We start from the raw sequence: 24,729 nt of genomic DNA on the forward strand, positions 1-24,729 counted from the left end.
GAATGGTTGAGGGTCGTCGGTTTGGTGAGCGCTGATCATGGGTGCAAGCACCCATCCTACGTTCCGTCCCGCTTCACACCCCCGTCGCCGCCTGCTATTTGACCGCGCAGCCAGACAAGGGACCCGCCATGAGTGCCACTGCAAAGAAACGCGCACCCCTTCCCGATGATATCCGTGCGGCCAAGGGTCGGACGCCACTTGTCAGCCTGACCGCCTATACGACGCCCATGGCGCAGATGATGGATGAACATTGCGATTTTGTGTTGGTGGGGGACTCGGTCGGGATGGTGCTGCATGGTCTGCCGTCCACCCTTGGCGTGACCATGGAGATGATGATCTTGCATGGGCAGGCCGTCGCCCGGGGGCTGACCTCTGCCATGATGGTCATTGATATGCCGTTTGGATCTTATGAGGAAAGCCGCGAGCAGGCGTTTCGCAATGCGGCGCGGTTGATGGCTGAGACCGGTGCGGGCGCGGTGAAACTGGAAGGCGGGGTTGAGATGGCCGAGACCATCGCGTTCCTTGTCGCCCGTGGCATCCCCGTGATGGCGCATATCGGGCTGACACCGCAATCGATCAATACCATTGGTGGGTACAAGGTGCAGGGGCGTGGCGAAGCGCGCGATACTGCTTTGGCTGATGCGGATGCGGTCGCGGCGGCGGGGGCTTTTGCCGTCGTGTTGGAGAAGGTGCCCGAGAGCCTTGCAGATGAGATCACGGCGCGCGTGCCGATCCCCACTATCGGGATCGGGGCGAGTGCGACATGCGATGGGCAGATTTTGGTCGTCGATGACATGCTGGGGCTGTTTACCGCGTTCAAGGCGAAGTTCGTCAAACGTTATGCACATCTGGGCGAAGATGGCGCCGCGGCGATTGCGGCTTATGCAGCGGATGTGCGGGCGCGGGAATTCCCGGCGGCAGAGCATGTGTTCGCGGATGAGGCGCCCAAGTGATCGCGCCGATCGAACGGACGCTGGCCGGGCTGCGGGCGCAGACGGGTGCGTGGCGCAAGGCTGGTGAGACGGTTGGTGTCGTCCCAACGATGGGCGCGCTACATCAGGGGCATTTATCGCTCGCCCGGGCGGCGCGGGAACGTTGTGACCGGGTGATCGTGACGATCTTTGTGAACCCAAAACAGTTCAACAATCCCGACGATCTGGAAAACTATCCACGGACCGAGGAAGACGACGCCCGCAAGCTGGAAAGCACCGGCGTCGACCTGATCTATGTCCCTGAGCCGGATCAGATTTATCCAGATGGGTTCGCGACGACCGTCACGGTGGCGGGACTGACGGATATGCTGTGCGGCGCGACCCGCCCGGGCCACTTCGATGGGGTGGCGACAGTGGTGCCCAAGCTGTTCCTGCAGACTGCCGCCGATTTCGCGTTCTTTGGTGAGAAGGATTATCAGCAGCTGCAAGTCGTCCGCCGCCTGGCCGCTGATCTGGATATCCCGATCGAGGTCATCGGCTGCCCGACAATCCGCGAGGAAGACGGACTGGCCATGTCGTCGCGCAACCTGCTTTTGTCGGATCGGTCGCGGATCAAGGCGCCGGTTTTGGCCGAGGTGATGGAGGATATGCGGGTGCAGCTTAAAGGCGGCGCAGCGATGAACGATATCGCGGACGCCGCGAAGGACCGCATTCTGGCGGCGGGCTTTACCGATATCGATTATCTTGAGTTGCGGGACGGCGGGGAATTATCCCCGCTGGACCGGTCGAAACCGGATGCGCGATTGTTTGCAGCGGCGTGGCTGGCTGGGGTGCGGCTGATTGATAACATCGCCGTCTGATTGACGGTATCTGGCGGTGTGGTTACCGTTTTTCGCAGCATCACAGCAGATATCAAAGGTGGTCATGAACGGAATATCCAAGTCGATGACATGTCTTTGTACGTCGCTCGCGCTCTGCGGAACGGCAGCTTATGCAAAACCGTGGGACGAGACGATTGCAGATGTATCGTTGCTGTCGGAACGCCTGTTTGATGCGCTGCGCAGCCGTGAAGTGGACGAGGCGTTTGGGAAGGCCCTCCTGTTTCTAGACGAAGACCGCCACACCTGCGCGATATTGGGCAGAATGGTCGGCCGGGCCGATCAGATCAGACATCTGGAAGAGATGGAGATCACTGAGCCGGCGGAGGATATGTCGGCTGAGGACATCGACGCCATGCTGGTCGATGCGTTCTCACTGCAGACATGGGCGATGGTCGCGGAACGATTGGTTGGTTACTCGGAGGATGAGCGTATCCGCGCGTGGAACGTGGACTGCATTGGTATGCAGGACATTCCGGACGATGCCGGGTTCTATGGTGATACGCCACCTACAGGAGCGCAAACGCTGCTGTTGCAGCGCGTAGAAGGCTATCGTGGTGCGATCACCGGCTCAGTCGCGGTGACGTGGACCGGGCGACTGATCGAAACCGGGATCGGCGCGGATCGACGTGTGGTGACGATCTTTCAGGACGGTTATCATAGCAATGCCACATGGCGGATGATCACGGAATGTAGCAGCGGTATCTCAGAGATCGTCGGACCGCCGCAAAATGCTGATAACGACACAGGGTCCCGGTTGCCACGGCTGGCGATTGAGCATGCGCAGGATGTGTTTTGCGAGGATGCGAATGCGCCCCGGCAGGAATTGCTGAACATACCTCTGGAAGGTGTTTATGCCGATTGGTGGAATGGTGTTGCTGCGCCCGTCGGGGATGAATGGATCATTGCGATCGATGGGATTGGAAATCCGGAGTACGGTCCGGAATACGATACACGCCTGACGGGATTGTTGATCCTGGATTGCGAGACGGGACAGGACAGATGGGTCGGTGTTGTTGGAAAGCTATCGGGCCGGGCGACCGGTTGGAACGTCAACATGGGCGAATACTTGGGCGATCCGGACGTTCCATCAGAGATGCTGCGCGGTGCACGCAGGCTTTATTGCGACTTCAGTCTTTGACTTCGGTCGCCCGCAGGACCGCCACGGCAAATTTGTCGTCCTGATCGGTCAGCATCTCGTCCATGATCCATCCGGCCTGATGGACCTGCTTTGCCAGACTTTCGGGTGTGTATTTGCGGGCTGCGCTGATGTGGATATGTTCGTCCTTGTCGAAGGTGATCCGCTGGTCATGGATCGTCACGATCTGGGGGGTTTTGGCATAGACCCACATGTCGATCCGGGCCCTTTCCGCGTTCCATGTCACCCGATAGCCGAATTGATCAAGGTCGAAATCGGCGCTCAGCTCTGTGTTGATCCGCACGAGGATGTTGCTGATGAAGGCGGCAGTGATCCCTTGCGCATCGTCGTAGGCGGCGATCATTGCCGGGATGTCGTTCACCATATCGGCGCCCAGGATGAATCCGTGGGCTTTAGGCCAGTCCCGCGCATTGGCCAGTAAATCACAGGCCATTTCCGGTTCCAGATTGCCGATGGTCGAACCGGGGAAGAAGCCCACCTGCGGCATGTCCGCGATGCTTTTGGGTAGGGGTACGGCCGTCGTGAAATCGCCGACCACGGGAAGGATGTTCAGGCCGGGATAGCGCCCACGCAGATCGTCCGCTGTCAGGTGCAGAAAATCGGCTGAGATGTCGATAGGAACATAGGCGCCGAAATGTGCGCCCGCATCCAGCAGCATCCGTGTCTTGACCGAGGCACCCGACCCGAATTCGATCAAGGCGCCCTGATCCGGCACAACCCCGGCAAGGTCGGTGGCATGCGCCTGAAGGATGCCCGCTTCGGTCCGGGTCAGGTGGTATTCGGGCAGGGTCGTGATCTGTTCGAACAATTCACTGCCGCGGTGATCGTACAGCCATTTGGGGGGTAGCGTCTTTTGCGCCTGCCAAAGGCCGCAGAGCACATCGTCCAGCATGGCCTGCGTGGCCGGGTCAAGGTGGCGGTCATGCGATCCGTCCATTACGTCACATCCCGCGCCAGACGCAGCCCCATCATCTGCCAGCGTTGATGCGGGTAAAAGAACGTGCGGTATGTCGGGCGCATCTGTTCGCGCGGAGTAGCGCAGGACCCGCCGCGCAGAACGCGCTGATTGACCATGAACTTGCCGTTATATTCGCCCAGCGCGCCGTCGGGTGGGCGGAAACCGGGATAGGCGGTGAAATCGGATGACGTCCATTCCCAGACATCGCCCCAGATACCGGGGCCGGGTAAAGGGCGTAACGCGCCGGTCGCGTCGGCGTCGCCCATCAGGTTGCCTTTGATGGGGGTGTCGCGAAACGCGACTTCGTGCTCGGCCTCGGTCGGCAGGCGCGCACCGGCCCAACGGGCATAGGCATCGGCCTCGTAATAGCTGACATGGACGACTGGCGCATCCAGCGCGACCGGCTGCGGACCGCGCAGCGTGAACGTCCACCATTCGTCGTCCTGCTGCCACCAATACAGCGGATGCGTCCAGTCTTCGCGGGTGGCAACGGCGTGCCCCTCCATCAGCCAGTGGCGGGGGTCGGCATAACCACCGTCATCCATGAATGCGATCCAGTCGCGGTTGGTGACGGGGCGAGTGGCTATCTCAAACGGGTGCAGATAGGTGGTGTGACGCGGTCCTTCGCAATCATAGGCGAAGCCGGGGCCGTCATGGCCGATTTCGACCAGGCCGTCGTCGTGGCGCTGGTAGGTCAGCGGCACTTCGGAGGTCACCGGAAGCGGACCGGGTTCCTTATAGGTTGGCAACAGCGGATTGAAGCTGAGCCCGTGCAAGAGGTCGGTGACCAGCAATTCCTGATGCTGCATCTCGTGATGGCAGCCGAGTTCGACAAGCTCGGCGATATTGTCCAGATCGTCGCGGTTCTGCGCCATCAGATCAGCGAGGCTGTCCTCGATATGCGCCCGGTAGGCGTGGACGGCGTCACCATCGGGGCGCGATACCAGCCCGCGTTTATCCCGCGCGTGCCTTGGCCCGGCCTGCGTGTAGTAGGAGTTGAACAGGAATGCGAAACGGTCGTCAGGTGAGGTGTAGCCCGGCACCCGCGGTTTGAGGATGAATTCCTCAAAAAACCACGTCGTGTGGGCCAGATGCCATTTGACCGGCGATGCATCCTCCATGCTTTGCAGCATCGTGTCTTCGGGGCAAAGGGGCGCGGCAAGGGCATCTGTTCGGGCCCGCGTGCGGGCGAACAGGTCCAAGGCGTCATTGGGGGCAAGGGGGGCGAGTTCGGCATTCATGGGTCATGCTCCTCGATTGTCTGCCTTGTCGTAGGACAAAGTGGGGCGTGGAGCATTAAGTCAAATCGCTTTTCCCGATGGCAAGCAACATGCAGCCGATCACGGTCGCGCGAATGTGTAGGGTTTCGCCGCGACGCAAACCGCGATGTCACCTATGACCAACGATGCGCTTGATTGCCCCTCGCCTTGCCGTTTGGGCTGGGCTATGAGGCCCCATGCCCCAGATCAGATCGCTTTTCGCCACCCGCCTTTACCACGCCAAGCTGGCGGAACATGGTGCACCGATCGATCCGGATGACCTGCACGACGCATGTCTTGTCATTGCAGGCGATGACGAGGCGGGGCAGACCTGGTGTGAGGAAAACGGCTATCCGGGTTATACCTCTTACGCTTCGCTGACCGACTTGCCGTGGCGATTTCCGATCTTTGCCGATCTGGTCAAAGTGCTTGACGCCCATGTCGCCGCTTTTGCCGCGGATCTTCAGTTCGACCTGGGGAACAAGGCGCTGCAGCTCGAGGATATCTGGATCAATATCCTCCCGCCCGGCGGGATTCACACCGGGCACATTCATCCGCATTCGGTCATCAGCGGGACGACATATGTGGCGATGCCTGATGGGGCGAGCGCGTTGAAACTGGAGGACCCGCGCCTGCCGATGATGATGGCCGCGCCGCCGCGGGTCAAAGACGCGCGGGACGATCTGCGCCAGTTCATCTACGTCGCGCCCAAGGTCGGTGATGTGCTTTTGTGGGAAAGCTGGTTACGCCACGAAGTGCCGATGCATATGGCGGAAGATGACGAACGGATTTCGGTGAGCTTCAATTACAGCTGGGGTTAGTTTGGGCTCGACTTGGGCGAACCCGACAAGGTCTTGCACGCAAAAGTAATATGCTGAAAGATCGCGCTGCATTCGGCACGGGACTTTTTTCATGACCACATTCAAACTGACGAAGCGCATGTTGGAGGTTGGCAATGCGCCTTACATAGCTCGTGCCAATGCGAAGCTGGCTGCGGAAATCCGTACTTCATGGCCGGAACCGGTGGCGCATCTGAGTGATAAGCAGCTGGTCTGGATGGTCGGGCAGGCGCGCGATGCGGCAGTCAGGTTCGGCGTGAAAGACCCGATGATCCGCAAACGCTGGATCACGGTGCATGCGCTGCTGGTCCCGTTTTTCTTTACCGCGCCGGGTGTGGAGCAGCTTTTCGCGAATGCATTCGGCAATCCGGATGATAAGGCCGCGGATGTGCTGCAGCAGATCAAGGTGCAGTTCTGTGAAGAGGGCTTTAGCGCCCAGATTTGGTGGTGATGCGTGTCCGAACCGATTGAGCTTTTCTGCCTTCCAACATCCTGGCCCGAGCGGGTTGGTCCCACAACCTGGCGTGTGAATAAGGGATGCTTGTACTACGCCCCACCAACACCAGAAGACATCGACTTGCCCGAAATCCCGATCCCCGGTTTCCCGCCGGGTGAGGTGGATGAACCGAATATCACCAATGATCCCGAGGAAGGGATCACCGTCGGCCCGGTCATCCCCGGCGAAACCGGCACGGCACCGCAGGCCGCGCCAGAACCCGGGTCACTCGCCGGAGAGCTGGACGGGCCGATGCCCCAACCCGACCTGCCGCAGCCGCACCCGGAGGTGAAGCAGGAGATCGACCGCTGGGCGGACGAGGATGACTGCACCGAGGGCTGCGATGAATGCGCACCACGGGTGCAGGGGAATACGGGTTGGACGCGCTATGCGCCTGAAGATGCGGAATATGTGGGCGAAGGTGTCTGGAACGGCTACCACTACCAGCACGACATCTGCCGCCTCCCCTACGAGCCCGCGACGAGCCGGATTCAGGAATGGAAATTCGCGTCATACTCCTGGGACGGGTTCGAGCCGGGGTCTTGCACGATGCTGGAGACGAAGTACGGGTATGACTCGCGGCTGACGCATCGGTATGATGGTGTGCTTCGGGAGGATGGTACAGAGAGCGTACGGTATCGGACGGTGCCTATGGATGGGTGGGAAGGGCTAGCCCGGTACATCTTTCGGCGCTTGATTAAGCAAGCCGGTCAGCAAATTGAACGGCTGCAACCCTATCCCGAAGCAGGGCTTCTCTGGAGTTTTTCAGCGCTGATAGTCTCTTTTACTTCAACGAACTAGGAGGGCTCGAGTTGGTTGAGCAATCGCGATATATGGCTATGCATATTCCTCCGTCTCGAGTGTATTGAACATGACAGACCTTAAGCTGCATGCCAACTTCCGCCCTCGACCAATGAGTTGGGACGAAGGCTCCGCCCACGCTGTGTTACTACTTCGCGAATTGTCGGAGATCAGCATCTTTAAGTCCGGTTGGGAGATACTTGGTACAGCACTGAATGACGATGAAGCTGCATTCCTAGAAAAAGGCAGGATTGCACAGGAGGGCGAAGGCTCCAACGGAAGGCTGTTTTTCATGATCGCGGGAAACGCCCGCGGCCCGGTTCCCCCATTTTTGAGGATGGAGAGCTACTTTGCGACGATCGATTTCGACCAGAACCAAGGCAGACTGACCGTTACCATCGATCTGCGCCCCGAACTCGCCACTATCGACACGATCTTCGAGATCATCAAACGTTTCGCCGCGTGGTCACCCCTCCAACATGTGTCAACCACCCCCGCCACCTATGCCGAATACGACGCCCCCATTGATCATGTCCGTCGTCGCGGCATTGGCTGGGCGGGGTGGGTCCCGTTTCAGTTGACGCAGGAGCAAGTGCCGGAGGCTGCAATTCTGGAACCGGTCGGGAATGGCACCTTCCTCGCCACCCAACGCACCTATTGGGCAGTTCAAGACCGCGAGGCGGTTCGGCGCGCGCAGGCGCTGGAACTTCGGCTTAACGATCTTGGCATGCTGCCGACCCGAAGGGTTCTGTCGCGCGGCACTTGGGGGACGACTGATCCGTAGGTATCTGGCCGTGCCGTGATTGTCGTCAAGGACAGGTACCACATGCCTGCGATCCCGCTGTCTCCGTCTTGGCCGCCGTCGCCCTTGCACGGATAAAGCGAACACAGTGGTCAGAAACGGCCGCCCAGAACCGAAGTCGGGGCAACCGCGACAAACCGCGCGGCGCGCGATGACCAACGATGCGAGAGTATGGCGAAACTCAGGAAGACTTTGCTGCGGCAAGCTGCTTTTTCAACACTTCCCGCTCGTTCTGGAGCACGGCGATCTTTTGCAGATCCGCCTCGCGCTCCGCACGGACCTGTTCGAGATTGCTTTTCCAGAACGTCACCTCGGACGAGGCGAGTTCCTGCTGATCGGCGCCGCCGAAGCGCCAGATCAGCCAGCCAAGAGCAAGCCCAAGCGCGAACGTGACAAGCATGAAGATGATGATCTGGATCGTGGGATCGGACATAACGGTTTTCCCTTAATTCCGCTCGGGGCGCGGCTGCCAGTCAAAGGTGATCCGGCGGTTGCTCGCGCGGCCCTCGGACGTATCGTTATCGGCGATCGGTTCGCTTTCGCCGTAGCCGACGGCGACCAACATCTCGGCAGGCGCGCCGGCCTCTTCGAGGAATGCGCGGACCGCTTCGGCGCGGGCTTCGCTGAGTGCCTGATTGTTGGCCTCGGCACCAAGGCTGTCGGTGTGCCCGCCGATTTCAACCATCAGGTCGGCATCCGCGCATTGCTGCACGATTTCGACCAGCCCTTCGAGAAGGGGAACCGACTCGGCCGTGAATTCCGAAGTGCCGGTGAGAAAGTTGACCGTCTGATCCTGCAATAAGTCGCGGGTCAGCGCGGTGCAGCTGGACAGGGTGGGCGCCTCAGCCGTGGCACCGACGGCCCCTGCTTCGCTGCTTGCCGCGGCGACTTGCGTATCGCTTTCGGCATCGGCCAGAGCGGTTATCTCCGCCCGCAATGCGGTCACTTCAGCTTCTGCAGTCGTGGCACGCTCGGTGGCAGTGGCGATCGCATCCCCCGCCGCTGCTTCCGCGGCGATCAGTTCGGCGATCCGTGCATCGGCAGCGGCGAGTGCGGCATCACGTTCCTCTGCTTGGGTTGTCAGCGTCGCGATCCGACCTTCGGTTTCGGTGCTGATGGCATCGGCGCGTTCTTCGGCAGCGGTAAGCGCGTTTTCAGCTTCGGCCAGGCGTGCCTGCATGTCGGCAGCGTCGGCATCCTCATTATCGGACGAAGTGGCGTCGACTGTCGCGGTTAGTTCAGCCTGCAGGGCGGCAGCCTCGTCCGCAGCGGTCGCAAGCTCTGCCTCAAGTGCAGCGCGGGCGTCTTCCGCCGCCATCAATTCCTCTTGCAAGGTCGCGAGCTGCGCCTGCACGTCGCTGAGTGTGGCTGTGGCCACTTGCAGTTGTTCATCTTTCGCAGCCAAGTCAGCCTGCAAGGTCGCAATTTGGTCATCCAGCGACGTGTCGGTCGCGGCCAGTTCGGCGCGCGCAACCTCCGCGGCATCGCGTGCAGCCAGCGCCTCGGCCTTCTCGGCCGTGAGCCGGTCACGGTCAGCACCGATTTCCGTCACCTCGGCCATCAATGACTGGTTTTCAGTTTCAAGCGCGGCGATACGCTCGGTCAGCTGGGCGTTATCGGCGGCGAACGCCGCCTCTGCCGCGCGGCGCGCTTCATCGACACTCGTGGCCTGCGCCATCGCATTCGTGGCAATCTGAGCATCGATTCCGCCCGAAACCGAACGGATCGCGAAATAAATGGTCAGCGCCGTCAGCAACAGCACACCGGCAATGAGGGATAGCCTCATCCAAAAAACTCCTCATCATGCCCCCGAGCTTCACGATAGCCGGAAAGATACGAACGTTCCAAGTACCGATCGACCCGCGCCGCCGCCTTTGCCTGACATCAGGACGGGTGGAGCATGGCTGTTATACAATGCAATGGTGAACGCCGGGAGAGCCTGATCAGGTTACGCCCACGCCGGCGCGGCGCCTTAAAAGATGGTTAGAATATGTAACCAAGGAAGCGCCCTTCGCATCGTTCAAAGGTGCCAAGACGGGCGGCCTGCTCATCCCGTTGGCCCTTGAAGACCGTGATCATCTCTTCGGCCGATTGCCGAATTGCCGCCGGGCAGGCCTGAAGGCGTTGTGGCGCAGTATTCAGATCGGACAGATCGCATGCCGACCCCGCGATGCTTCCGTCGAAAAGCCTGATCGCATCGGCTAAATCCGTATCGTCCGACCCACTTTTATCGACGGCCGACCGCAGCTCTTTCTGGGCGGCGCTGAGGGCTGCGATCATGTTGGCGATTTGTGTCGGGCTTTCGCGTTGATCGGGGTTTTCCCGCAACAGCATCGCGATCGCCAGCGTTTCCGACGTCATGGACTTTTCCAGGTTCAGAACGGTTTGCGACACATTGTCGATCAATGCGTCCGATCGTGATATTTCGAGGATGGCTTTGGGGATCTCACCCTGAACACATTCAGCCCGTCGATGGACAGCGTATGTCCAGGATGCCGAGAAAACCGTCCCGACGATTCCGATGATGATCCCGACATTCTGGACCTTGTCGATAAAGCTCATGTTTTGATCGGACATCTGTAATCAACCCCAAATCATTGTCACCGGAACGTCTTGGACAGTATCGCATTCGATTAAATTTACGAACGATTCACGCAGCTATGGCGAAAGGGCAAGCCGCGCCGCACCGATCGCGGCCTCGATTTCGTGCGCCGCCTGTACCGGTCGCCCCAGAATGCGTTCGCGAATCTGGGTCAACGCCGGATTGCGGGATGCCCCACCCGCCGTCAGGATACGGTCCGGCACCGGTGCGCCCCTGTCTTGCAGGCTGGCATAGGCACGGTGTTCGATCCGCGCGATTCCCTCGAGCATCCCATGCAGAAAATCTGCGTCATTGTCCGGACGTGGGGTGAGGCGCGGTCTTAAGCCGGGATCATTGATCGGAAATCGTTCGCCGGGCTTTTTCAACGGATAGTAGTCAAGGCCCGACGGCTTTGATCCGTCGATGCGTGCAGACAACAATTCCAGCTGTTCATCGCTGAAATGGGCACGCAGCACCCCACCCCCGGTATTCGAGGCGCCGCCGACCAGCCAGCCATCGCCCAACCGGTGGGCGTATAATCCGCATTCGGGTGCATCGATGCGCGTTCGGGAAAAAAGTTTGATCGCAAGCGTCGTTCCGATGGATGTGACCGCCGCACCCTCTTTGGCGGGGACGGCAGCAAGAAAGGCGGCGATGCTGTCTGTCGTGCCAGCGTGAATGATGGCGTGTTTTGAGAGACTGAATTGATTGGCGATATTCGGCGAAATCGATCCGATGACCGCACCCGGCATGACAAGGTCGGGCAAAAGCCGTGCGGGCAGCAGGGCACCGATCCAGTCCGGCCAAGTCGCATTTTTCGGATCGCAACCCGTTTTGAGGGCGTTGTTCACGTCCGATACTGCCCCCCCGCCGCGTAGTCGCGCAGCTATGAAATCGGCCTGATGCAGGAGATGTGCAGCCCGGCCATCCGTATCCTCAGCCACCAATCGCATGGCGCGTGCCAGTGCAGAATTGCTGCCGCGTGTGATGTGCGGATCGGGGGTGTGCCGGGCGATTGTCGTGGCTTCTGCTTCGAACCCGCCGTCATCGTACATCAGCGCCTGCGTCACCGGGCCGAGCGCACCATCGGTCAGGACGAGGCTTCCCGACGTGCCATCGACCGCGATGTGGGCGATGTCCTGGGCGTTGATATCACGCGCGACCAAGGCCTTGATCTGCGCATGCAAGCATTCCTGAACAGCGCCCCACCAGCGTTCAGGATCGCGACGGTCGGCGGCGTTGCCATAACTTGCGCGTGCCATCGACAGAACAGCACCACCAGAATCGACCACCGCCGATCGGACACCGGATGTGCCAAGGTCCAGCCCAAGGCCAAGCCCGGTCATGATCGTGCCGCCAAGGCCTGGCGGTATTTCTCGGCATCCCAATCCAGCAATTCAGCTTCTGCCGCAGCGCCGATCGCTTTCGGTGTCCAGTCATCCGGTAGCCGGATCAGCAAGTCCGACAAACAGCGTAGCATGGCCCTTTGAGATGCAGTCGCATCGTTGCGCAGCGCCACACCCTGCCCAGGGATCAGGAGCGCCGGGCGGGCACCGTCATGATCGGTTGCAGGTAGCGCCGGGCCAAGAAACACGACATGGTCGGGGTAATACGATCCGGCGGCCGCGATCGCGCAGGATCGGTCATCGATGGCGATCCAGCTTTCTTCTGCCCATTCGAAACCGTCTGGTGCAGGCGTATCGGGAATATGCCTGACGACGGAACGCGCAGGCACTGCAAGCCGCGCCTCGACCTCTTCGGTCAATGTGGCGACACCCGCCACATCAGCCCCACAGATGATCAGGCCGTGATTGCCCAGCACGATCACCTGCGTGCGGGCCGTTGTCCTGGCGAGGATTTCACCCGTCAGCGGAAGACCGGGTTTCGCGTAGGGGACGGTGACGAATGGCAGACCGTCAAGTTTTGCCTGCAACGCAGCGATACCGTCCGGCGATACGGCATGGACAAGCGTTGCGATGGAATGGGTATGTGCGATGACTGGCCAGTCGAGCGCCGCGTGAAATGTGGTTTCGATCGAGGGACGCAGCGTGTTTCCCGGATCGATGACCGTGCTTTTGCACGATCCGTCCCCGGCTTCACCCCGTGCCTCGGACAGCGCTGCGGCCCGATCGACGGGAACGAAAATGTCGCGTTCCACTGCTTCGGCCAATTCCGTGCCCGAGGCTTTGATCCACATCACATGGCCGTCCTTGATCGACGTGTTACCACCAGGGCCCTGAACGCGCAGTGGGTCCTGCCCGAGCTTGGCGGACAAGGTGCGAAAGGCCGAAAATTCGGGTGGGCGGGGGATCGTCATGCAAGGCTCCGAAGTGTGTAGGTCGGCGGCGGCGCGCCCTTTTCGTGGGCAAGGTTTCCGACGGTTCGGAGACGATCAGTGCCGCTGATCCGATCCGCATACAGCCCGCTTTCGACAAATGCAGTAGACCAGCCGGCACTATATCCGCCTGCAATATCATGTTCGAAACTGTCGCCGACCATCAAAAGCCGGTCGGATGTCGCGCCAAGCGCGCGTTCGACCGCACGAAAGATTGGAACGTGCGGTTTGCCGTAAAATGTCACGTTGCCACCGGCCTTTGCATGGGCATGCGCCAGCGCGCCGGGAGAGGTGACGGTGACACCACCCGCCCGTGGTGAGGCGCGGTCGGGGTTGGTGCAATAGACCGGAAGGCCGTCTGCGGTGGCGAGTGTCGCCTCGTATGTCGCGGTATCAGCCTTGTCCGGCAGGCCCATCAACAGGATTGCATCGGCCCGGGCGACATCATCCACAAGCGTGACATCCAGCCCATCGGCCCATCGCGCTGCATCACCGGCGGCACCTTCGATCGGGTAGAGCTTGATCGCTGTATTCTGCGCCAACAGATCCAGCCACAACGCCTCGCCCGATGTCATGACGATATCGAACAGCCCCGGCGCAAAGCCCTTGGTCGCGATACGGTCGCGGTTGAGATCGGCCCGCTTGCCGGAATTCGACAGAACGGCCAAGCGGGTGACCCCTTTCAATCGTTCCACCGCCTCTACTGCGCCAGGATAGGGATCGGTCCCGTCATGCAGCACGCCCCATTGATCCAGCACGATGGCGTCGAAATCCCCCGCGACCTCTGCCAGACTATCGAGGCTACGGGTCATGGATCAGCCTTCGGCCATATCCTTGGGGTCGCGCAGGCTGTCGAGATAGGCGGGCACGTCCTCTTTCTTCATTGCGGGTGCCGCCTTGGCCACCGCACCGTCGGACATGTCGCCGAAATAGAACTGAAAACCGGGGATAACCTGTCGGCGCTTGCGCAGTGGCATACCCTTGTACGGGAAAACATCGGACCGGGCATTCGCGCCCTCATCGTGGCAGGGAAGTATGTAGTCGGCCCGCTTGTCCAACTCTTCCACTGACTTCCACCCTTCGTAGGAATTCACAAAGCGTGCAGGCACCCAATAACGCCAACCTTCGGTCGCGCAGGGTTCCAGGTTACGCTCCTGAAAGATCGCATCGCCCGCCACGACGATGTCGCCCATGCTGGTCGCGACCGTCACGGCCATATGACCGACGGAATGGCCGGGCGTGTGGAACATCGTGATGCCCGGCAACACCTCGCATTCATCCTCGACCGCCTCGAACACGCAGCCCGCATAGGCCGGTTCGATGCCCAGGTATCCGGATTCATAGGTGCGGTAGTAGAGAGGCAGCGGGTTGTAGGCCATTTCGATTTCGGCCTTTGGGGCGATGTAACGTGCGTTCTTGAATTTCTTCATGTTCTGCACGTGGTCCCAGTGCAGATGGGTAAAGACGATCGCGTCGATCTCATCCGGATGCACGCCCAGTTTCTGTTCCAGATGCTCGTGCACCTGCAGGCAGCCGCGTTTCTGGCATTTGTGGTGGTATTTCGTCGCCCGCTCTTCATCACAAAGGCCGGTATCGATCAGGATCTTGTGTTCTCCGGTATCCACGTAGTGGCAATAAACTGGGTTCCAGAATTTTTTGCCTGCCGGACCCTTCCAAAAAGTGTAGGTGCCCAGATCAGCCTCGAGCCAGCCGGTATTGATCGGATAAATCTTGGTCTCGTTCATGCCCATCCGGCTCTCCGTCCCTGTGATTCACTTTTGTATACAAAAACAAGATCACGCATGCAGATGCAAGACAAAATCAGTAAAGGAGGTCTAGTTGACCTCTAATGTACGTAAAAAACTCTCGGTCATATGCGCACGCATTCCATCGGATGCGGCTTTTGAATCCTCTGAGAAAATGCTGGCGATCAGTGCCTCATGTGATTTGGCAGACGCGATCAGATCATCCTTGGACGCGAATTTCTTGGCCCGGAATGGACCGGTGCGGCGGCGGAAATCCGACGCAATCTCGGCGATGTACGGGTTTCCGGTGGCCCGGTAAATGGTCTGATGAAAAGCCTCATTCGCCCGAAGATAGGCGTGCATGTCACCCGTTTCGGCAGCCGCGATGCATTTAGACTGGGCCGCTTCGATTTCCGACCGTGACAACAACGATAGGCGCTGCGCAGCTATCCTTGCGCATGTCGCCTCGATTTCGTGCATCGCTTCAAAGATTTGCGCCAACTCTTCGCGGCTATATTCGGCCACGCGAACACCCCGCTTTTCACCGGGAACCAGGATTGCCTGGGCCGTCAGCCGCGTCAGCGCCTCACGGATCGGCGTGCGGGAAACACCGAAACGCTCGGTCAGCTTTACCTCATCCAGACGTTCGCCCGGCCGCAACAGACCTGTGGCGATGTCGTCCATCAGCGCCGCCTCAATCCTTCCGACGGTGGACCCTCGCGTTCCTTTTTCCCGCTGATCTGTCATGCGCAGTCCACTGGTTGCTTAATATCATCACCCGCTCTGATACACAGAAATACGGAACTTTGCAATTTTGGATATTTACTTTCAATTTTGTATACACAATGCTGTTAAAGAGTGGGGGTGAGGGATTCGATGCCAGAAATACGCTTGCAGCAACTGGTCAAACGCTATGGCGCGGTTGAAGTGCTGCACGGCATCGACCTGCAGATGGCAGAGAACGAATTCACCGTTCTGGTGGGCCCATCCGGCTGCGGAAAGTCGACGACCCTGCGTATGGTGGCGGGGCTAGAGGCCGTATCGGATGGTGACATCCTGATGAACGACGCCTCTGTGAAAAATCTTGACCCCAAGGACCGCGACATCGCGATGGTTTTTCAGGATTACGCGCTTTATCCGCACATGAATGTCGCGCGAAACATGTCGTTTTCACTGCGGCTGAAAAAGACACCGCAGGCGACCATCGACAAGAAGGTACGTGAAGTCGCCGAGATGTTGGGACTGTCGCCATTCCTTGATCGCAAGCCAGGCGAATTGTCGGGCGGACAAAGGCAGCGGGTCGCTATGGGCCGCGCCCTTTGCCGCGATGCTGGGACGTTCCTGTTCGATGAACCGCTGTCGAACCTCGATGCCAAATTGCGTGGTCAGATGCGCGCCGAACTGGCAGTCATGCGTCAGAGCGTGAAGAAAAACATGATCTACGTCACCCATGATCAGATCGAAGCCATGACATTGGCTGATCGGATCGTCGTGATGCATGGCGGTCATATCCAACAGCAAGGCACGCCATCCGAACTGTTCAAGAACCCGGCCAACAAATTCGTTGCGGGTTTCCTGGGCTCGCCACCGATGAATTTCCTTGCAGCGGAATTGAAGGATGAGGACGGAACACTTTACGCCATTGGGGACGGGTTTGCACTGACCTTGCCGACGGACCTTGCCGAGCGCGCCCGCAAAAACGCCGTATCTTCCGCAATCCTCGGCATCCGTCCGTCTGATCTTGAATACAACGCCGCGGGCAGTGACACCGCATCCATCGACCTGAATGTCGTCGTCTCGGAATATATCGGCGCGCAATCCGTGCTGATCTGCGAATGCGGCAATGCGCGCGTGACCGTCGAAATCAAGTCCGAAACACCCATTGCGCTGGGGGAAACTCTGCGCTTTTCGGTGCGCCCCGAGGGATTGCACCTGTTCGATCATAAGACCGAGGACGCCATTTGAAGCGTCCGTCAGCGACTGGGAGGAAAAGATGCTGAACTTATTGAAGACGACGACCGTCTTGGGCGGGTTGGTGATGGCCGGGGCTGTCTTTGCCGACGCCCATGCGGAAGGCCCCTATGCCCCTTATGAAGGGACGACTTTGATCGTGAACTTCCCGGCCCACCCGCATTACAACGCGGTCATGGAGGTGCTGCCCGAATTCACCGCACAAACCGGGATCGAGGTCGAGGTGGATATGCTACCCTATCTCGATATGCGCGAACGCCAGACACTGGAATTATCGTTGGATGAAGGTGCATATGACCTGATTTCCTACGTCGTGTTTTCCAAGGCTGACTATGTGTACGCGGACCAGCTGGAGAACCTTGCCAAGTATTTCATGAACCCCATGTTGGCTGATCCCAATTACGATGCGGACGATCTGATCGACGGTTATGTTCAGAACATTGGTGTTGCGGGTGGGGAAAAGGGTTATCTGCCCGGCCCGACCGGGTCGCTTTATGGTCTGCCATTCGGGTCAGAGACATCGGTGCTGTATTACCGCACCGACATCTTTGAAAAGCACGGTTTGGACGTGCCCACGACTTATGATGCCTTTCTTGATCTCGCCTGCCAGATCCCCGAGCTCGAGCCCGGAATGGGCGGCGTTGCATCCCGCGCAGCGTCCGGTCACCAGGCCAGCCATGCCTTTTTGCTGCATCTGGCCCCGCTTGGCGGCCGTGTCTTCGATGAAACGTGGACGCCGACCATCAACAATGCTGCAGGCGCAGAGGCCGCGCAGGCGCTGAAAACCATTGTGGATTGCGGCCCTGAAGGCTCATCAGCCTTCGGTCCGGCAGAAGCAGCCAATGCCTTTGCACAAGGTCAAGCCGCCATGTTCCTCGACTCGATTGCCTTTGCGCCGACATTTGAGGATGACAGCCGGTCAACGGTCGTCGGCAATGTCGGCTGGGCCGCACATCCCGAAGGGGTGACCGCCGCGTCGCAGACCGGTGGATTCGGACTGGGCATCCCGGCCAATGCCGAAAACAAGGAGGCCGCGTTCCTGTTGATGCAATGGCTGACGTCGAAAGAAGGTGATCTGGCCGTCGCAATGGCTGGCGGCAACCCGTCGCGTTTCTCAACCTACGAAAATGCGGAGTTGAACGCGAAATATCCGTGGTCGGCGACCTTTGGTGAAGCGCTTGAATTCGCCGATCCCGACTGGCGTCCGATCATCCCCGCCTGGGGCAAGATCAACGCCGATATTGGTACAACGATGAGCCAGGTATTGACCGAAGACCTTGATATCCAGACAGCTTTGGACGGCATCGCCGAGCGGACCCAAGCGCTGATGGAGGAAGAAGGTTACTATATCTGGCAGTAAGCCGGACACTTGGGGGGCAACCTGCCCCTTCTCTCCCTGACGCCCCGGCCGTCCCAAATTGGCTGGGGCCGAAAAACCAAAGGTCAACGCAGCCGTGTCCACCCAACGCCTCAACCGCCTGACGCCCTATATGTTCGTCGCTCCTGCGGCCTTGGTCATGCTCCTCGCGCTGTTCTATCCCATCGCTTACATGATCTGGGGCAGCTTTCGCGACTGGGACCCAAGCCAGAATTTGAGCGAGACGGAATTCGTCGGTTTGGCGAACTATACCAAGCTACTGGTGGATCCGGCCTTTCACACCTCATTCTGGATCACACTTGTCTTCGCCTTTACCGTCGTTGCCGTGGAAATGGTGATCGGCGTTGGGCTCGCCCTGCTGCTGGATCGCAACATTCGGGGCATGAGCGTTCTGCGCACGCTGTTCATCCTGCCGATGATGATTGCACCCGTTGTTGTGGGCCTGGTCTGGCGGTACATGTTCCACCAGACCTATGGCACGTTTAACCGGTTTTTCGAGGCGATCGGCATCCCGAAGGTCGATTGGCTAGGGCAGAACCCGCTGCTGTCCGTCATCATCGCTGATATCTGGCAATGGACCCCGTTCATCTTCATTCTCTCTCTGGCCGCGCTGCAATCCCTCCCCCGCTCGGCCTTGGAGGCGGCGCGCATTGACGGCGCGACTGGCTTGCAGCAGGTCATCCACATCAAGCTGCCGTTGATGATGCCGGTCCTGGTTGTCACGATGCTGTTGCGCCTGATCGACGCCTTCAAAGTGCTGGAGGTGATCCTTGTGTTGACCGGTGGCGGCCCTGGCCTTTCGACCGAAATCCTTGCCCTGCGTATCGCACGGACGGCGCGGGAGTTTCGCGAGTTGGGCGAAGCGGCGGCAATGTCCAACTATCTGCTGATGCTCTTGATGGTGCTGACTTTGGGCATGTTCGCCTTTACCCGCTGGCAAGAGGCTCGCGCGCGGCGTTTGAAGTTCGCGCGGGAAGAGGAGGGTTAAAGCGATGGCCGATGTTAACTACGACCGCCAGAACCCGGCCTTCTATGCCCTGATCGCGATCCTGATCTTCATGAGCGTCGGGCCGGTGGCGCTGCTGCTGATCAATTCGCTTAAGCTGGACGTCGATATCACCAGCGGTGTCGGTGGGCTTTTGTTCATGCCAACGATCCGCAACTATGAAACGGCGCTGTGCGATATCCTGTGGTACGAGCCCGAGCATCTGCGGTTTTGCCAGATCCGGTTCGGTGGGGCGTTCATCAATTCGATCATCATCGCGTTGGTGTCGACTGCACTGACGCTGATCTTTGGGTGCATGGCTGCTTACGCCTTGGTCCGGTTTCGGTTCCTTGGGCGGGATAGCCTGTCGCTTTCGACATTGGCTGTCCGTATGATCCCACCCGCCGTTCTGTTGGTCCCAGTTTTCGGCCTGTGGAACAATGCCTTTTGCCTCGACAATGATTATGGGCTGGGTGCGTGGATCCGCGACACGTTTGGTGGACGCGGTGATGTGTGCCTTGCTGGCACACATTCCGGGATCATCCTGATCTATGTCGCGATGAATCTGCCCTTTGTGATCTGGATCCTGCAGAGTTTCATCGTGCAGGTGCCACAAAGCCTGGAAGAGGCCGCGCGCGTCGATGGTGCAGGACCGTTCCAGACTTTCTTCATGGTCGTCCTTCCCCTGATTAAGCCGGGCCTTGCTGCAGCGTCGATCTTTACATTTCGAATCGCATGGAACGAATACCTGCTCGCCAGCGCCTTGGCCGACCGTGATACGATGACCGTGCCGATCCTGATCGTGAACAACGCCTCGGAATTCGATGGGCTGGGCACGATTTTTGCCACGGGCATGCTACTGGCGGTTCCGCCGATCCTGTTCACGCTCTTCGCTTCGCGCCAGATTATCACCGGCATGACTGCCGGAGCGGTGAAGGGCTGAACCATGGCGCGGGTGCTTTTGATCGGCACGTTCGAGACGAAGAAGGCGGAATTGGATTACCTCGCGGGTGCGCTTGCCGATCATGGATTGGACGTATCCACACTTGATGTGTCGCTTGCCAATAATGGGGTGATCTGGTCCGGGGCCGAGAAACTGTCACAGATGGCGGCCAAGGCAGAGGCAGCGGCAGCACACATCACCGCACAGTCTTCACAATGCTCGGTCGCGATCGGTGTGGGCGGCGGGACCGGGGGCGAGATCATTCTTGCCGCCATGAAAGGTCTACCCTCGGCCTACCCAAAGATTCTGATCACGACGTTGGCCTTCGACCCGCGCCCGGCACTCGCCGACAGCTCCATCACGATCATCCCGACGCTTTGCGACATCGAAGGGCTGAACACCTACCTCAAACAGGTGTTCGAGAATGCGGCAGCAGGCGTAGCCGGGCTGGCAAATCGGCGGTCTGTCCCCCCTTCCGATAAGGCGTGCATCGCGATTACGACACTCGGCGCCACCGGCATCGCCGGAGCTGAAGTCGCCAAGACGCTTGAAGGGACCGGGCACGAGGCGACCGTTTTTCACGCCAACGGCTATGGTGGGGCGGCGTTCACCCGCTTTATCGAAGAAGGGCATGCGCAAGGGGTTATCGACCTCAACGTGCATGAGCTGGGTCGGTTGCGGCTGGCGGGGGCGCACGTGCCAATGGCGGCGCGCTTTAGCGCGGCCCATGATCTGCCCCGTGTGGTTCTGCCGGGTGGGCTGAATTTCATCGGCCTCGGCGCCATTGATACGGTCGGTGACGCGCATAAGGCGCGCCCGCATTATCGCCACACTGCGCAATTCACCCACGTCAAACTGACGGAAGACGAGATGGCTGATCAGGCGCGGGCGCTGGCGGCCGAGTTGAACAACGCGCGTGCGCCATGCCACGTCGTCCTGCCCATGGGCGGCTTTAGCCACGAAGACAGACCCGGCGGTGCGATCGAAGACCCGCACCTGCGCACGATCACCGCCGATATCCTTGGACGACAGGCCAAGGCTTACACCACCCAACGCATAGACCACCACATCAACACCGCGGAGTGCGCGCAAGTCGCCGTTGCGGCGCTTCTTGAAAGGATGCTTCATGGCTGACCTGGCCACATTTCCCGACCTGCACGACAAGATGGATACGCTGATTGCAAGTGCGCGGCGTTGCTTTGATCTAGGGCTGCAAACGAATGCGGGAGGGAACCTGTCGGTCCGGTTGGATCGGCGCGATGCGATTGTGATTAAGCCGTCGGGCGTGGGTTTTGCCGAATGCACACGCGACAATCTGCAGGTTGTCGATCTGGATGGAACGATCCTGTCACAAAGCGATCTGAAACCGTCGAAGGACCTCGACTTTCATCGCGATCTTTACCGTGTCCGCGAAGATATCAACGCGATCGTGCATTGCCACAGCCCATGGGCCACCGGCTATGCCAGTGCGGGGATCGAAATCCCCTGCCTGACGGTGCAAACCATAGAAAAGATCGGGCGCATGCCGTTGATTCCACTGTCACGAAATGGCGGGCCGCAGACCGAGGTAGAGATCAGCCCGGTTTTCACCGACATGCATATCCGCGCCGCAGTTCTTGCCAATCACGGGACAATCGGAACCGGAAAGACGCTGATGGCTGCGCAATATCTGGCGGAAATCATCGAAGAGACCGCGCAAATCGCTTATGTCAGAGACACATTGTTGGCCGCACACGGGAAAACGACCGCTGATTTGCCACGATATGGCACGGCGGCGGAGGCCGCAAAGGGTGGATAAAGCGGCAATAGTGATCGTCTACTGCCTGGCTAAGCTGATGAAAGTGAAGGAAAATACATCGTCGAGAGATACCTGATGTTCCTTTTTAGGTTTGGCGATGACCTACTCTCCCACGTCTTAAGACGCAGTACCATCAGCGCTGCGGCACTTAACTGCCGAGTTCGGGATGGGATCGGGTGTTTTGCTCGCGCTATGATCACCAAACCAAAAAAAGAACATCAGTTCCAAGTCAAACACTGAAGTGTGTGTATGCACTCGATCAATCCTAGCTATTACTGGATCAAATCAAGCCTATCGGACCATTAGTACCAGTCAACTGAACGTATCACTACGCTTACATCTCTGGCCTATCGACGTGGTGGTCTACCACGGTCCTCAGGGATACCTTGTTTTGAGGGGGGCTTCCCGCTTAGATGCCTTCAGCGGTTATCCTGTCCGATCATAGCTACTCTGCACTGCCGCTGGCGCGACAACAGATCCACCAGTGGATCGTTCACCCCGGTCCTCTCGTACTAGGGGCAACTCCTCTCAAGTATCCTACACCCACGGAAGATAGGGACCGAACTGTCTCACGACGTTCTAAACCCAGCTCACGTACCTCTTTAAACGGCGAACAGCCGTACCCTTGGGACCTGCTCCAGCCCCAGGATGAGATGAGCCGACATCGAGGTGCCAAACGGTGCCGTCGATATGGACTCTTGGGCACCATCAGCCTGTTATCCCCAGCGTACCTTTTATCCGTTGAGCGATGGCCCTTCCACTCGGGACCACCGGATCACTATGGCCGTCTTTCGACTCTGCTCGACTTGTCAGTCTCGCAGTCAGGCTGGCTTCTGCCATTGCACTCAACGAGCGATTTCCGACCGCTCTGAGCCAACCTTCGCGCGCCTCCGTTACGATTTGGGAGGCGACCGCCCCAGTCAAACTACCCACCACGCAGGGTCCCGGACCCGGATAACGGGCCGCGGTTAGACATCAAGCAGAATAAGGGTGGTATCTCAAGGTTGGCTCCACAATGACTGGCGTCACTGCTTCAAAGCCTACCACCTATCCTGCACATACTGTGCCTGATGCCAGTGCGAAGCTGTAGTAAAGGTGCATGGGGTCTTTCCGTCTAACCGCGGGTATCCTGCATCTTGACAGGAAATTCAATTTCGCTGAGTCCACATTTGAGACAGCGGGGAAGTCGTTACGCCATTCGTGCAGGTCGGAACTTACCCGACAAGGAATTTCGCTACCTTAGGACCGTTATAGTTACGGCCGCCGTTTACCTGGGCTTCAATTCGGAGCTTGCACTCCTCCTTTTAACCTTCAGGCACCGGGCAGGCGTCAGACCCTATACGTCGTCTTGCGACTTCGCAGAGCCCTGTGTTTTTAGTAAACAGTCGCCACCCCCTAGTTTGTGCCCCCGACCGATAGTTGCCTACTGATCGGGCCTCCTTCTCGCGAACTTACGGAGGTATTTTGCCGAGTTCCTTAAATGTGGTTCTCTCAAGCGCCTTGGTATTCTCTACCAGTCCACCTGTGTCGGTTTAGGGTACGATCTCATGGAGGGCTATTTCCAGGAACCTCTAAACGGCCTTCCCAATCCGATAAGGGAAAACAATCTTCGAGATCCGTCACATCCTCCTGGCCCAGGAATATTAACCTGGTTCCCATCGACTACGCCTTTCGGCCTCGCCTTAGGGGTCGGCTTACCCTGCTCAGATTAACTTTAAGCAGGAACCCTTGGACTTTCGGCGACAGGGTCTCTCACCCTGTTTGTCGCTACTCATGTCATCATTCTCACTAGTGATCTCTCCACCGGATCCCTCACAGGCCGGCTTCATCGAAAACTCCTCGCGTCCAATGTGCCCGAAGGCACTAAGGACGCATGGAGTTATATCACACTACGCTCTGCTACCATGCACTACGTGCATCCTAGACTTCGGCTCATGGCTTGAGCCCCGTTACATCTTCGCCGCAGGACAACTTATTTAGACCAGTGAGCTGTTACGCTATCTTTAAAGGATGGCTGCTTCTAAGCCAACCTCCTGGTTGTTTTGGTCGTCCCACCTGCTTTCCCACTTAGCCATGAATTAGGGGCCTTAGTCGTAGGTCAGGGTTGTTTCCCTCTCCACAACGGACGTTAGCACCCGCTGTGTGTCTGCCGGATATTACTCCTCGGTATTCGGAGTTTGGTTAGGATCAGTAAGACGGTGAGTCCCCATTACCCATCCAGTGCTCTACCCCCGAGGGTATTCGTCCGACGCTCTACCTAAATAGATTTCGCAGAGAACCAGCTATCTCCGAGTTTGATTGGCCTTTCACCCCTAGGCACACCTCATCCCGACCTTTTTCAACAGGTGTGGGTTCGGACCTCCAGTTAGTGTTACCTAACCTTCATCCTGGACATGCCTAGATCACTCGGTTTCGGGTCTAATGCATCTAACTCAGTCGCCCTATTCAGACTCGCTTTCGCTGCGCCTACACCTACCGGCTTAAGCTTGCTAGATACACTAAGTCGATGACCCATTATACAAAAGGTACGCTGTCAGGCCGCAAGGGCCCTCCAACTGATTGTAGGCGTTCGGTTTCAGGGACTGTTTCACTCCCCTCGTCGGGGTGCTTTTCACCTTTCCCTCACGGTACTGGTTCGCTATCGGTCAGTAAGGAGTACTTAGCCTTCGAAGGTGGTCCTCCGATGTTCAGACAGGATTTCACGTGTCCCGCCCTACTTAATACGTCCAATCGTGCTTCATATACGGGGCTGTCACCCACTATGGCTGTGTTTCCCAACACATTCTATTCACACTCATGGCTCGGCTGGTCCCCGTTCGCTCGCCGCTACTAGGGGAGTATCTGTTGATTTCCTTTCCTCCGGGTACTT

General features: G+C 58.7%; 23 protein-coding genes and 2 rRNA genes (1 of these 25 only partly in view). 13 read left to right on the forward strand and 12 right to left on the reverse strand.

Annotation, left to right across the window (positions count from 1 at the left end):
- Nucleotides 1-128 precede the first annotated feature (128 nt).
- From panB to V8J85_RS15085, 3 genes are all read left to right on the forward strand, one after another.
- Nucleotides 129-953: a 3-methyl-2-oxobutanoate hydroxymethyltransferase gene (panB, locus tag V8J85_RS15075; protein ID WP_339954586.1), complete on the forward strand. Its 825-nt coding sequence runs from the start codon at nt 129-131 to the stop codon at nt 951-953.
- Entirely contained in the window at nt 950-1,792 is an 843-nt protein-coding gene (gene panC, locus V8J85_RS15080) for a pantoate--beta-alanine ligase (RefSeq protein WP_339954587.1), read from the forward strand. The genes panB and panC overlap by 4 nt, the downstream gene beginning before the upstream one ends.
- Before the next feature lie 64 nt (nt 1,793-1,856).
- Nucleotides 1,857-2,951 carry a hypothetical protein gene (locus tag V8J85_RS15085; RefSeq protein ID WP_339954588.1) on the forward strand — a complete coding sequence of 365 codons (1,095 nt, stop codon included), beginning with the start codon at nt 1,857-1,859 and terminating at the stop codon, nt 2,949-2,951.
- Here the strand turns inward: V8J85_RS15085 and egtD are convergent.
- Both egtD and egtB read right to left on the reverse strand, forming a co-directional pair.
- Nucleotides 2,941-3,906 (reverse strand): L-histidine N(alpha)-methyltransferase, encoded by a 966-nt coding sequence (egtD, locus tag V8J85_RS15090; protein ID WP_339954589.1) that lies wholly within the window; start codon nt 3,904-3,906, stop codon nt 2,941-2,943. The genes V8J85_RS15085 and egtD overlap by 11 nt on opposite strands.
- Complete coding sequence (gene egtB / locus V8J85_RS15095) at nt 3,906-5,168, reverse strand: ergothioneine biosynthesis protein EgtB (protein WP_339954590.1); 1,263 nt, start codon at nt 5,166-5,168, stop codon at nt 3,906-3,908. Before egtB ends, egtD begins: the two co-directional genes overlap by 1 nt.
- Before the next feature lie 215 nt (nt 5,169-5,383).
- On the opposite strand from egtB, the gene V8J85_RS15100 reads away from it, so the two are divergent.
- From V8J85_RS15100 to V8J85_RS15115, 4 genes are all read left to right on the forward strand, one after another.
- Nucleotides 5,384-6,007, forward strand: coding sequence for a TIGR02466 family protein (locus V8J85_RS15100; protein ID WP_339954591.1), 624 nt, complete (start codon nt 5,384-5,386; stop codon nt 6,005-6,007).
- A gap of 91 nt (nt 6,008-6,098) precedes the next feature.
- A complete protein-coding gene (locus tag V8J85_RS15105) occupies nt 6,099-6,476 on the forward strand; it encodes a hypothetical protein (protein WP_339954592.1) in 378 nt (125 codons plus the stop codon).
- A 75-nt stretch (nt 6,477-6,551) separates the two neighbouring features.
- On the forward strand, nt 6,552-7,322 hold the full coding sequence (locus tag V8J85_RS15110; protein WP_339954593.1) for a Tox-REase-5 domain-containing protein: 771 nt from the start codon (nt 6,552-6,554) through the stop codon (nt 7,320-7,322).
- Between the two features lie 112 nt (nt 7,323-7,434).
- Complete coding sequence (locus V8J85_RS15115; protein ID WP_339954594.1) at nt 7,435-8,106, forward strand: hypothetical protein; 672 nt, start codon at nt 7,435-7,437, stop codon at nt 8,104-8,106.
- A 199-nt stretch (nt 8,107-8,305) separates the two neighbouring features.
- Here the strand turns inward: V8J85_RS15115 and V8J85_RS15120 are convergent, their stop codons facing one another.
- From V8J85_RS15120 to V8J85_RS15155, 8 genes are all read right to left on the reverse strand, one after another.
- Nucleotides 8,306-8,557 (reverse strand): hypothetical protein, encoded by a 252-nt coding sequence (locus V8J85_RS15120; protein ID WP_339954595.1) that lies wholly within the window; start codon nt 8,555-8,557, stop codon nt 8,306-8,308.
- Between the two features lie 12 nt (nt 8,558-8,569).
- Complete coding sequence (locus V8J85_RS15125) at nt 8,570-9,910, reverse strand: OmpA family protein (protein ID WP_339954596.1); 1,341 nt, start codon at nt 9,908-9,910, stop codon at nt 8,570-8,572.
- A 197-nt stretch (nt 9,911-10,107) separates the two neighbouring features.
- A complete protein-coding gene (locus V8J85_RS15130) occupies nt 10,108-10,701 on the reverse strand; it encodes a hypothetical protein (RefSeq protein ID WP_339954597.1) in 594 nt (197 codons plus the stop codon).
- A gap of 81 nt (nt 10,702-10,782) precedes the next feature.
- The gene (locus V8J85_RS15135; RefSeq protein WP_339954598.1) at nt 10,783-12,051 is read right to left on the reverse strand and encodes an FGGY-family carbohydrate kinase; all 1,269 of its coding nucleotides are present in this window, start codon (nt 12,049-12,051) and stop codon (nt 10,783-10,785) included.
- Complete coding sequence (locus tag V8J85_RS15140; protein WP_339954599.1) at nt 12,048-13,022, reverse strand: class II aldolase/adducin family protein; 975 nt, start codon at nt 13,020-13,022, stop codon at nt 12,048-12,050. The genes V8J85_RS15135 and V8J85_RS15140 overlap by 4 nt, the downstream gene beginning before the upstream one ends.
- The gene (locus V8J85_RS15145; RefSeq protein WP_339954600.1) at nt 13,019-13,852 is read right to left on the reverse strand and encodes a TIGR01459 family HAD-type hydrolase; all 834 of its coding nucleotides are present in this window, start codon (nt 13,850-13,852) and stop codon (nt 13,019-13,021) included. Before V8J85_RS15145 ends, V8J85_RS15140 begins: the two co-directional genes overlap by 4 nt.
- A gap of 3 nt (nt 13,853-13,855) precedes the next feature.
- Nucleotides 13,856-14,791, reverse strand: coding sequence for an N-acyl homoserine lactonase family protein (locus tag V8J85_RS15150; RefSeq protein WP_339954601.1), 936 nt, complete (start codon nt 14,789-14,791; stop codon nt 13,856-13,858).
- A gap of 84 nt (nt 14,792-14,875) precedes the next feature.
- Complete coding sequence (locus V8J85_RS15155; protein ID WP_339954602.1) at nt 14,876-15,532, reverse strand: GntR family transcriptional regulator; 657 nt, start codon at nt 15,530-15,532, stop codon at nt 14,876-14,878.
- A gap of 129 nt (nt 15,533-15,661) precedes the next feature.
- On the opposite strand from V8J85_RS15155, the gene V8J85_RS15160 reads away from it, so the two are divergent.
- From V8J85_RS15160 to V8J85_RS15185, 6 genes are all read left to right on the forward strand, one after another.
- A complete protein-coding gene (locus V8J85_RS15160; protein WP_339954603.1) occupies nt 15,662-16,750 on the forward strand; it encodes an ABC transporter ATP-binding protein in 1,089 nt (362 codons plus the stop codon).
- Nucleotides 16,751-16,778: 28 nt separating this feature from the next.
- Complete coding sequence (locus V8J85_RS15165) at nt 16,779-18,116, forward strand: extracellular solute-binding protein (RefSeq protein ID WP_339954604.1); 1,338 nt, start codon at nt 16,779-16,781, stop codon at nt 18,114-18,116.
- Nucleotides 18,117-18,210: 94 nt separating this feature from the next.
- Nucleotides 18,211-19,122: a carbohydrate ABC transporter permease gene (locus tag V8J85_RS15170; RefSeq protein WP_339954605.1), complete on the forward strand. Its 912-nt coding sequence runs from the start codon at nt 18,211-18,213 to the stop codon at nt 19,120-19,122.
- A gap of 4 nt (nt 19,123-19,126) precedes the next feature.
- Nucleotides 19,127-20,062: a carbohydrate ABC transporter permease gene (locus V8J85_RS15175; RefSeq protein WP_339954606.1), complete on the forward strand. Its 936-nt coding sequence runs from the start codon at nt 19,127-19,129 to the stop codon at nt 20,060-20,062.
- Nucleotides 20,063-20,065: 3 nt separating this feature from the next.
- Entirely contained in the window at nt 20,066-21,196 is a 1,131-nt protein-coding gene (locus V8J85_RS15180) for a Tm-1-like ATP-binding domain-containing protein (protein ID WP_339954607.1), read from the forward strand.
- Nucleotides 21,189-21,860 (forward strand): class II aldolase/adducin family protein, encoded by a 672-nt coding sequence (locus V8J85_RS15185; RefSeq protein WP_339954608.1) that lies wholly within the window; start codon nt 21,189-21,191, stop codon nt 21,858-21,860. Before V8J85_RS15180 ends, V8J85_RS15185 begins: the two co-directional genes overlap by 8 nt.
- Nucleotides 21,861-21,949: 89 nt before the next feature.
- Here the strand turns inward: V8J85_RS15185 and rrf are convergent.
- Both rrf and V8J85_RS15195 read right to left on the reverse strand, forming a co-directional pair.
- Nucleotides 21,950-22,064: ribosomal RNA gene (gene rrf / locus V8J85_RS15190) — 5S ribosomal RNA — on the reverse strand.
- A 77-nt stretch (nt 22,065-22,141) separates the two neighbouring features.
- Nucleotides 22,142-24,729: ribosomal RNA gene (locus V8J85_RS15195) — 23S ribosomal RNA — on the reverse strand (it continues 243 nt past the right edge of the window).

Origin of the sequence: Yoonia sp. 2307UL14-13, from assembly GCF_037572755.1 — a bacterium.
Lineage (GTDB): Bacteria > Pseudomonadota > Alphaproteobacteria > Rhodobacterales > Rhodobacteraceae > Yoonia.

Excerpts from the sequence above, each read along its gene's own strand:
- panB (WP_339954586.1), top strand. The coding sequence starts at position 129 with ATGAGTGCCACTGCAAAGAAACGCGCACCCCTTCCCGATGATATCCGT.
- V8J85_RS15085 (WP_339954588.1), top strand. The coding sequence starts at position 1,857 with ATGAACGGAATATCCAAGTCGATGACATGTCTTTGTACGTCGCTCGCG.
- egtD (WP_339954589.1), bottom strand. The coding sequence starts at position 3,906 with ATGGACGGATCGCATGACCGCCACCTTGACCCGGCCACGCAGGCCATG.
- egtB (WP_339954590.1), bottom strand. The coding sequence starts at position 5,168 with ATGAATGCCGAACTCGCCCCCCTTGCCCCCAATGACGCCTTGGACCTG.
- V8J85_RS15100 (WP_339954591.1), top strand. The coding sequence starts at position 5,384 with ATGCCCCAGATCAGATCGCTTTTCGCCACCCGCCTTTACCACGCCAAG.
- V8J85_RS15105 (WP_339954592.1), top strand. The coding sequence starts at position 6,099 with ATGACCACATTCAAACTGACGAAGCGCATGTTGGAGGTTGGCAATGCG.
- V8J85_RS15115 (WP_339954594.1), top strand. The coding sequence starts at position 7,435 with ATGAGTTGGGACGAAGGCTCCGCCCACGCTGTGTTACTACTTCGCGAA.
- V8J85_RS15120 (WP_339954595.1), bottom strand. The coding sequence starts at position 8,557 with ATGTCCGATCCCACGATCCAGATCATCATCTTCATGCTTGTCACGTTC.
- V8J85_RS15125 (WP_339954596.1), bottom strand. The coding sequence starts at position 9,910 with ATGAGGCTATCCCTCATTGCCGGTGTGCTGTTGCTGACGGCGCTGACC.
- V8J85_RS15130 (WP_339954597.1), bottom strand. The coding sequence starts at position 10,701 with ATGTCCGATCAAAACATGAGCTTTATCGACAAGGTCCAGAATGTCGGG.
- V8J85_RS15135 (WP_339954598.1), bottom strand. The coding sequence starts at position 12,051 with ATGACCGGGCTTGGCCTTGGGCTGGACCTTGGCACATCCGGTGTCCGA.
- V8J85_RS15140 (WP_339954599.1), bottom strand. The coding sequence starts at position 13,022 with ATGACGATCCCCCGCCCACCCGAATTTTCGGCCTTTCGCACCTTGTCC.
- V8J85_RS15145 (WP_339954600.1), bottom strand. The coding sequence starts at position 13,852 with ATGACCCGTAGCCTCGATAGTCTGGCAGAGGTCGCGGGGGATTTCGAC.
- V8J85_RS15150 (WP_339954601.1), bottom strand. The coding sequence starts at position 14,791 with ATGGGCATGAACGAGACCAAGATTTATCCGATCAATACCGGCTGGCTC.
- V8J85_RS15155 (WP_339954602.1), bottom strand. The coding sequence starts at position 15,532 with ATGACAGATCAGCGGGAAAAAGGAACGCGAGGGTCCACCGTCGGAAGG.
- V8J85_RS15160 (WP_339954603.1), top strand. The coding sequence starts at position 15,662 with ATGCCAGAAATACGCTTGCAGCAACTGGTCAAACGCTATGGCGCGGTT.
- V8J85_RS15165 (WP_339954604.1), top strand. The coding sequence starts at position 16,779 with ATGCTGAACTTATTGAAGACGACGACCGTCTTGGGCGGGTTGGTGATG.
- V8J85_RS15175 (WP_339954606.1), top strand. The coding sequence starts at position 19,127 with ATGGCCGATGTTAACTACGACCGCCAGAACCCGGCCTTCTATGCCCTG.
- V8J85_RS15180 (WP_339954607.1), top strand. The coding sequence starts at position 20,066 with ATGGCGCGGGTGCTTTTGATCGGCACGTTCGAGACGAAGAAGGCGGAA.
- V8J85_RS15185 (WP_339954608.1), top strand. The coding sequence starts at position 21,189 with ATGGCTGACCTGGCCACATTTCCCGACCTGCACGACAAGATGGATACG.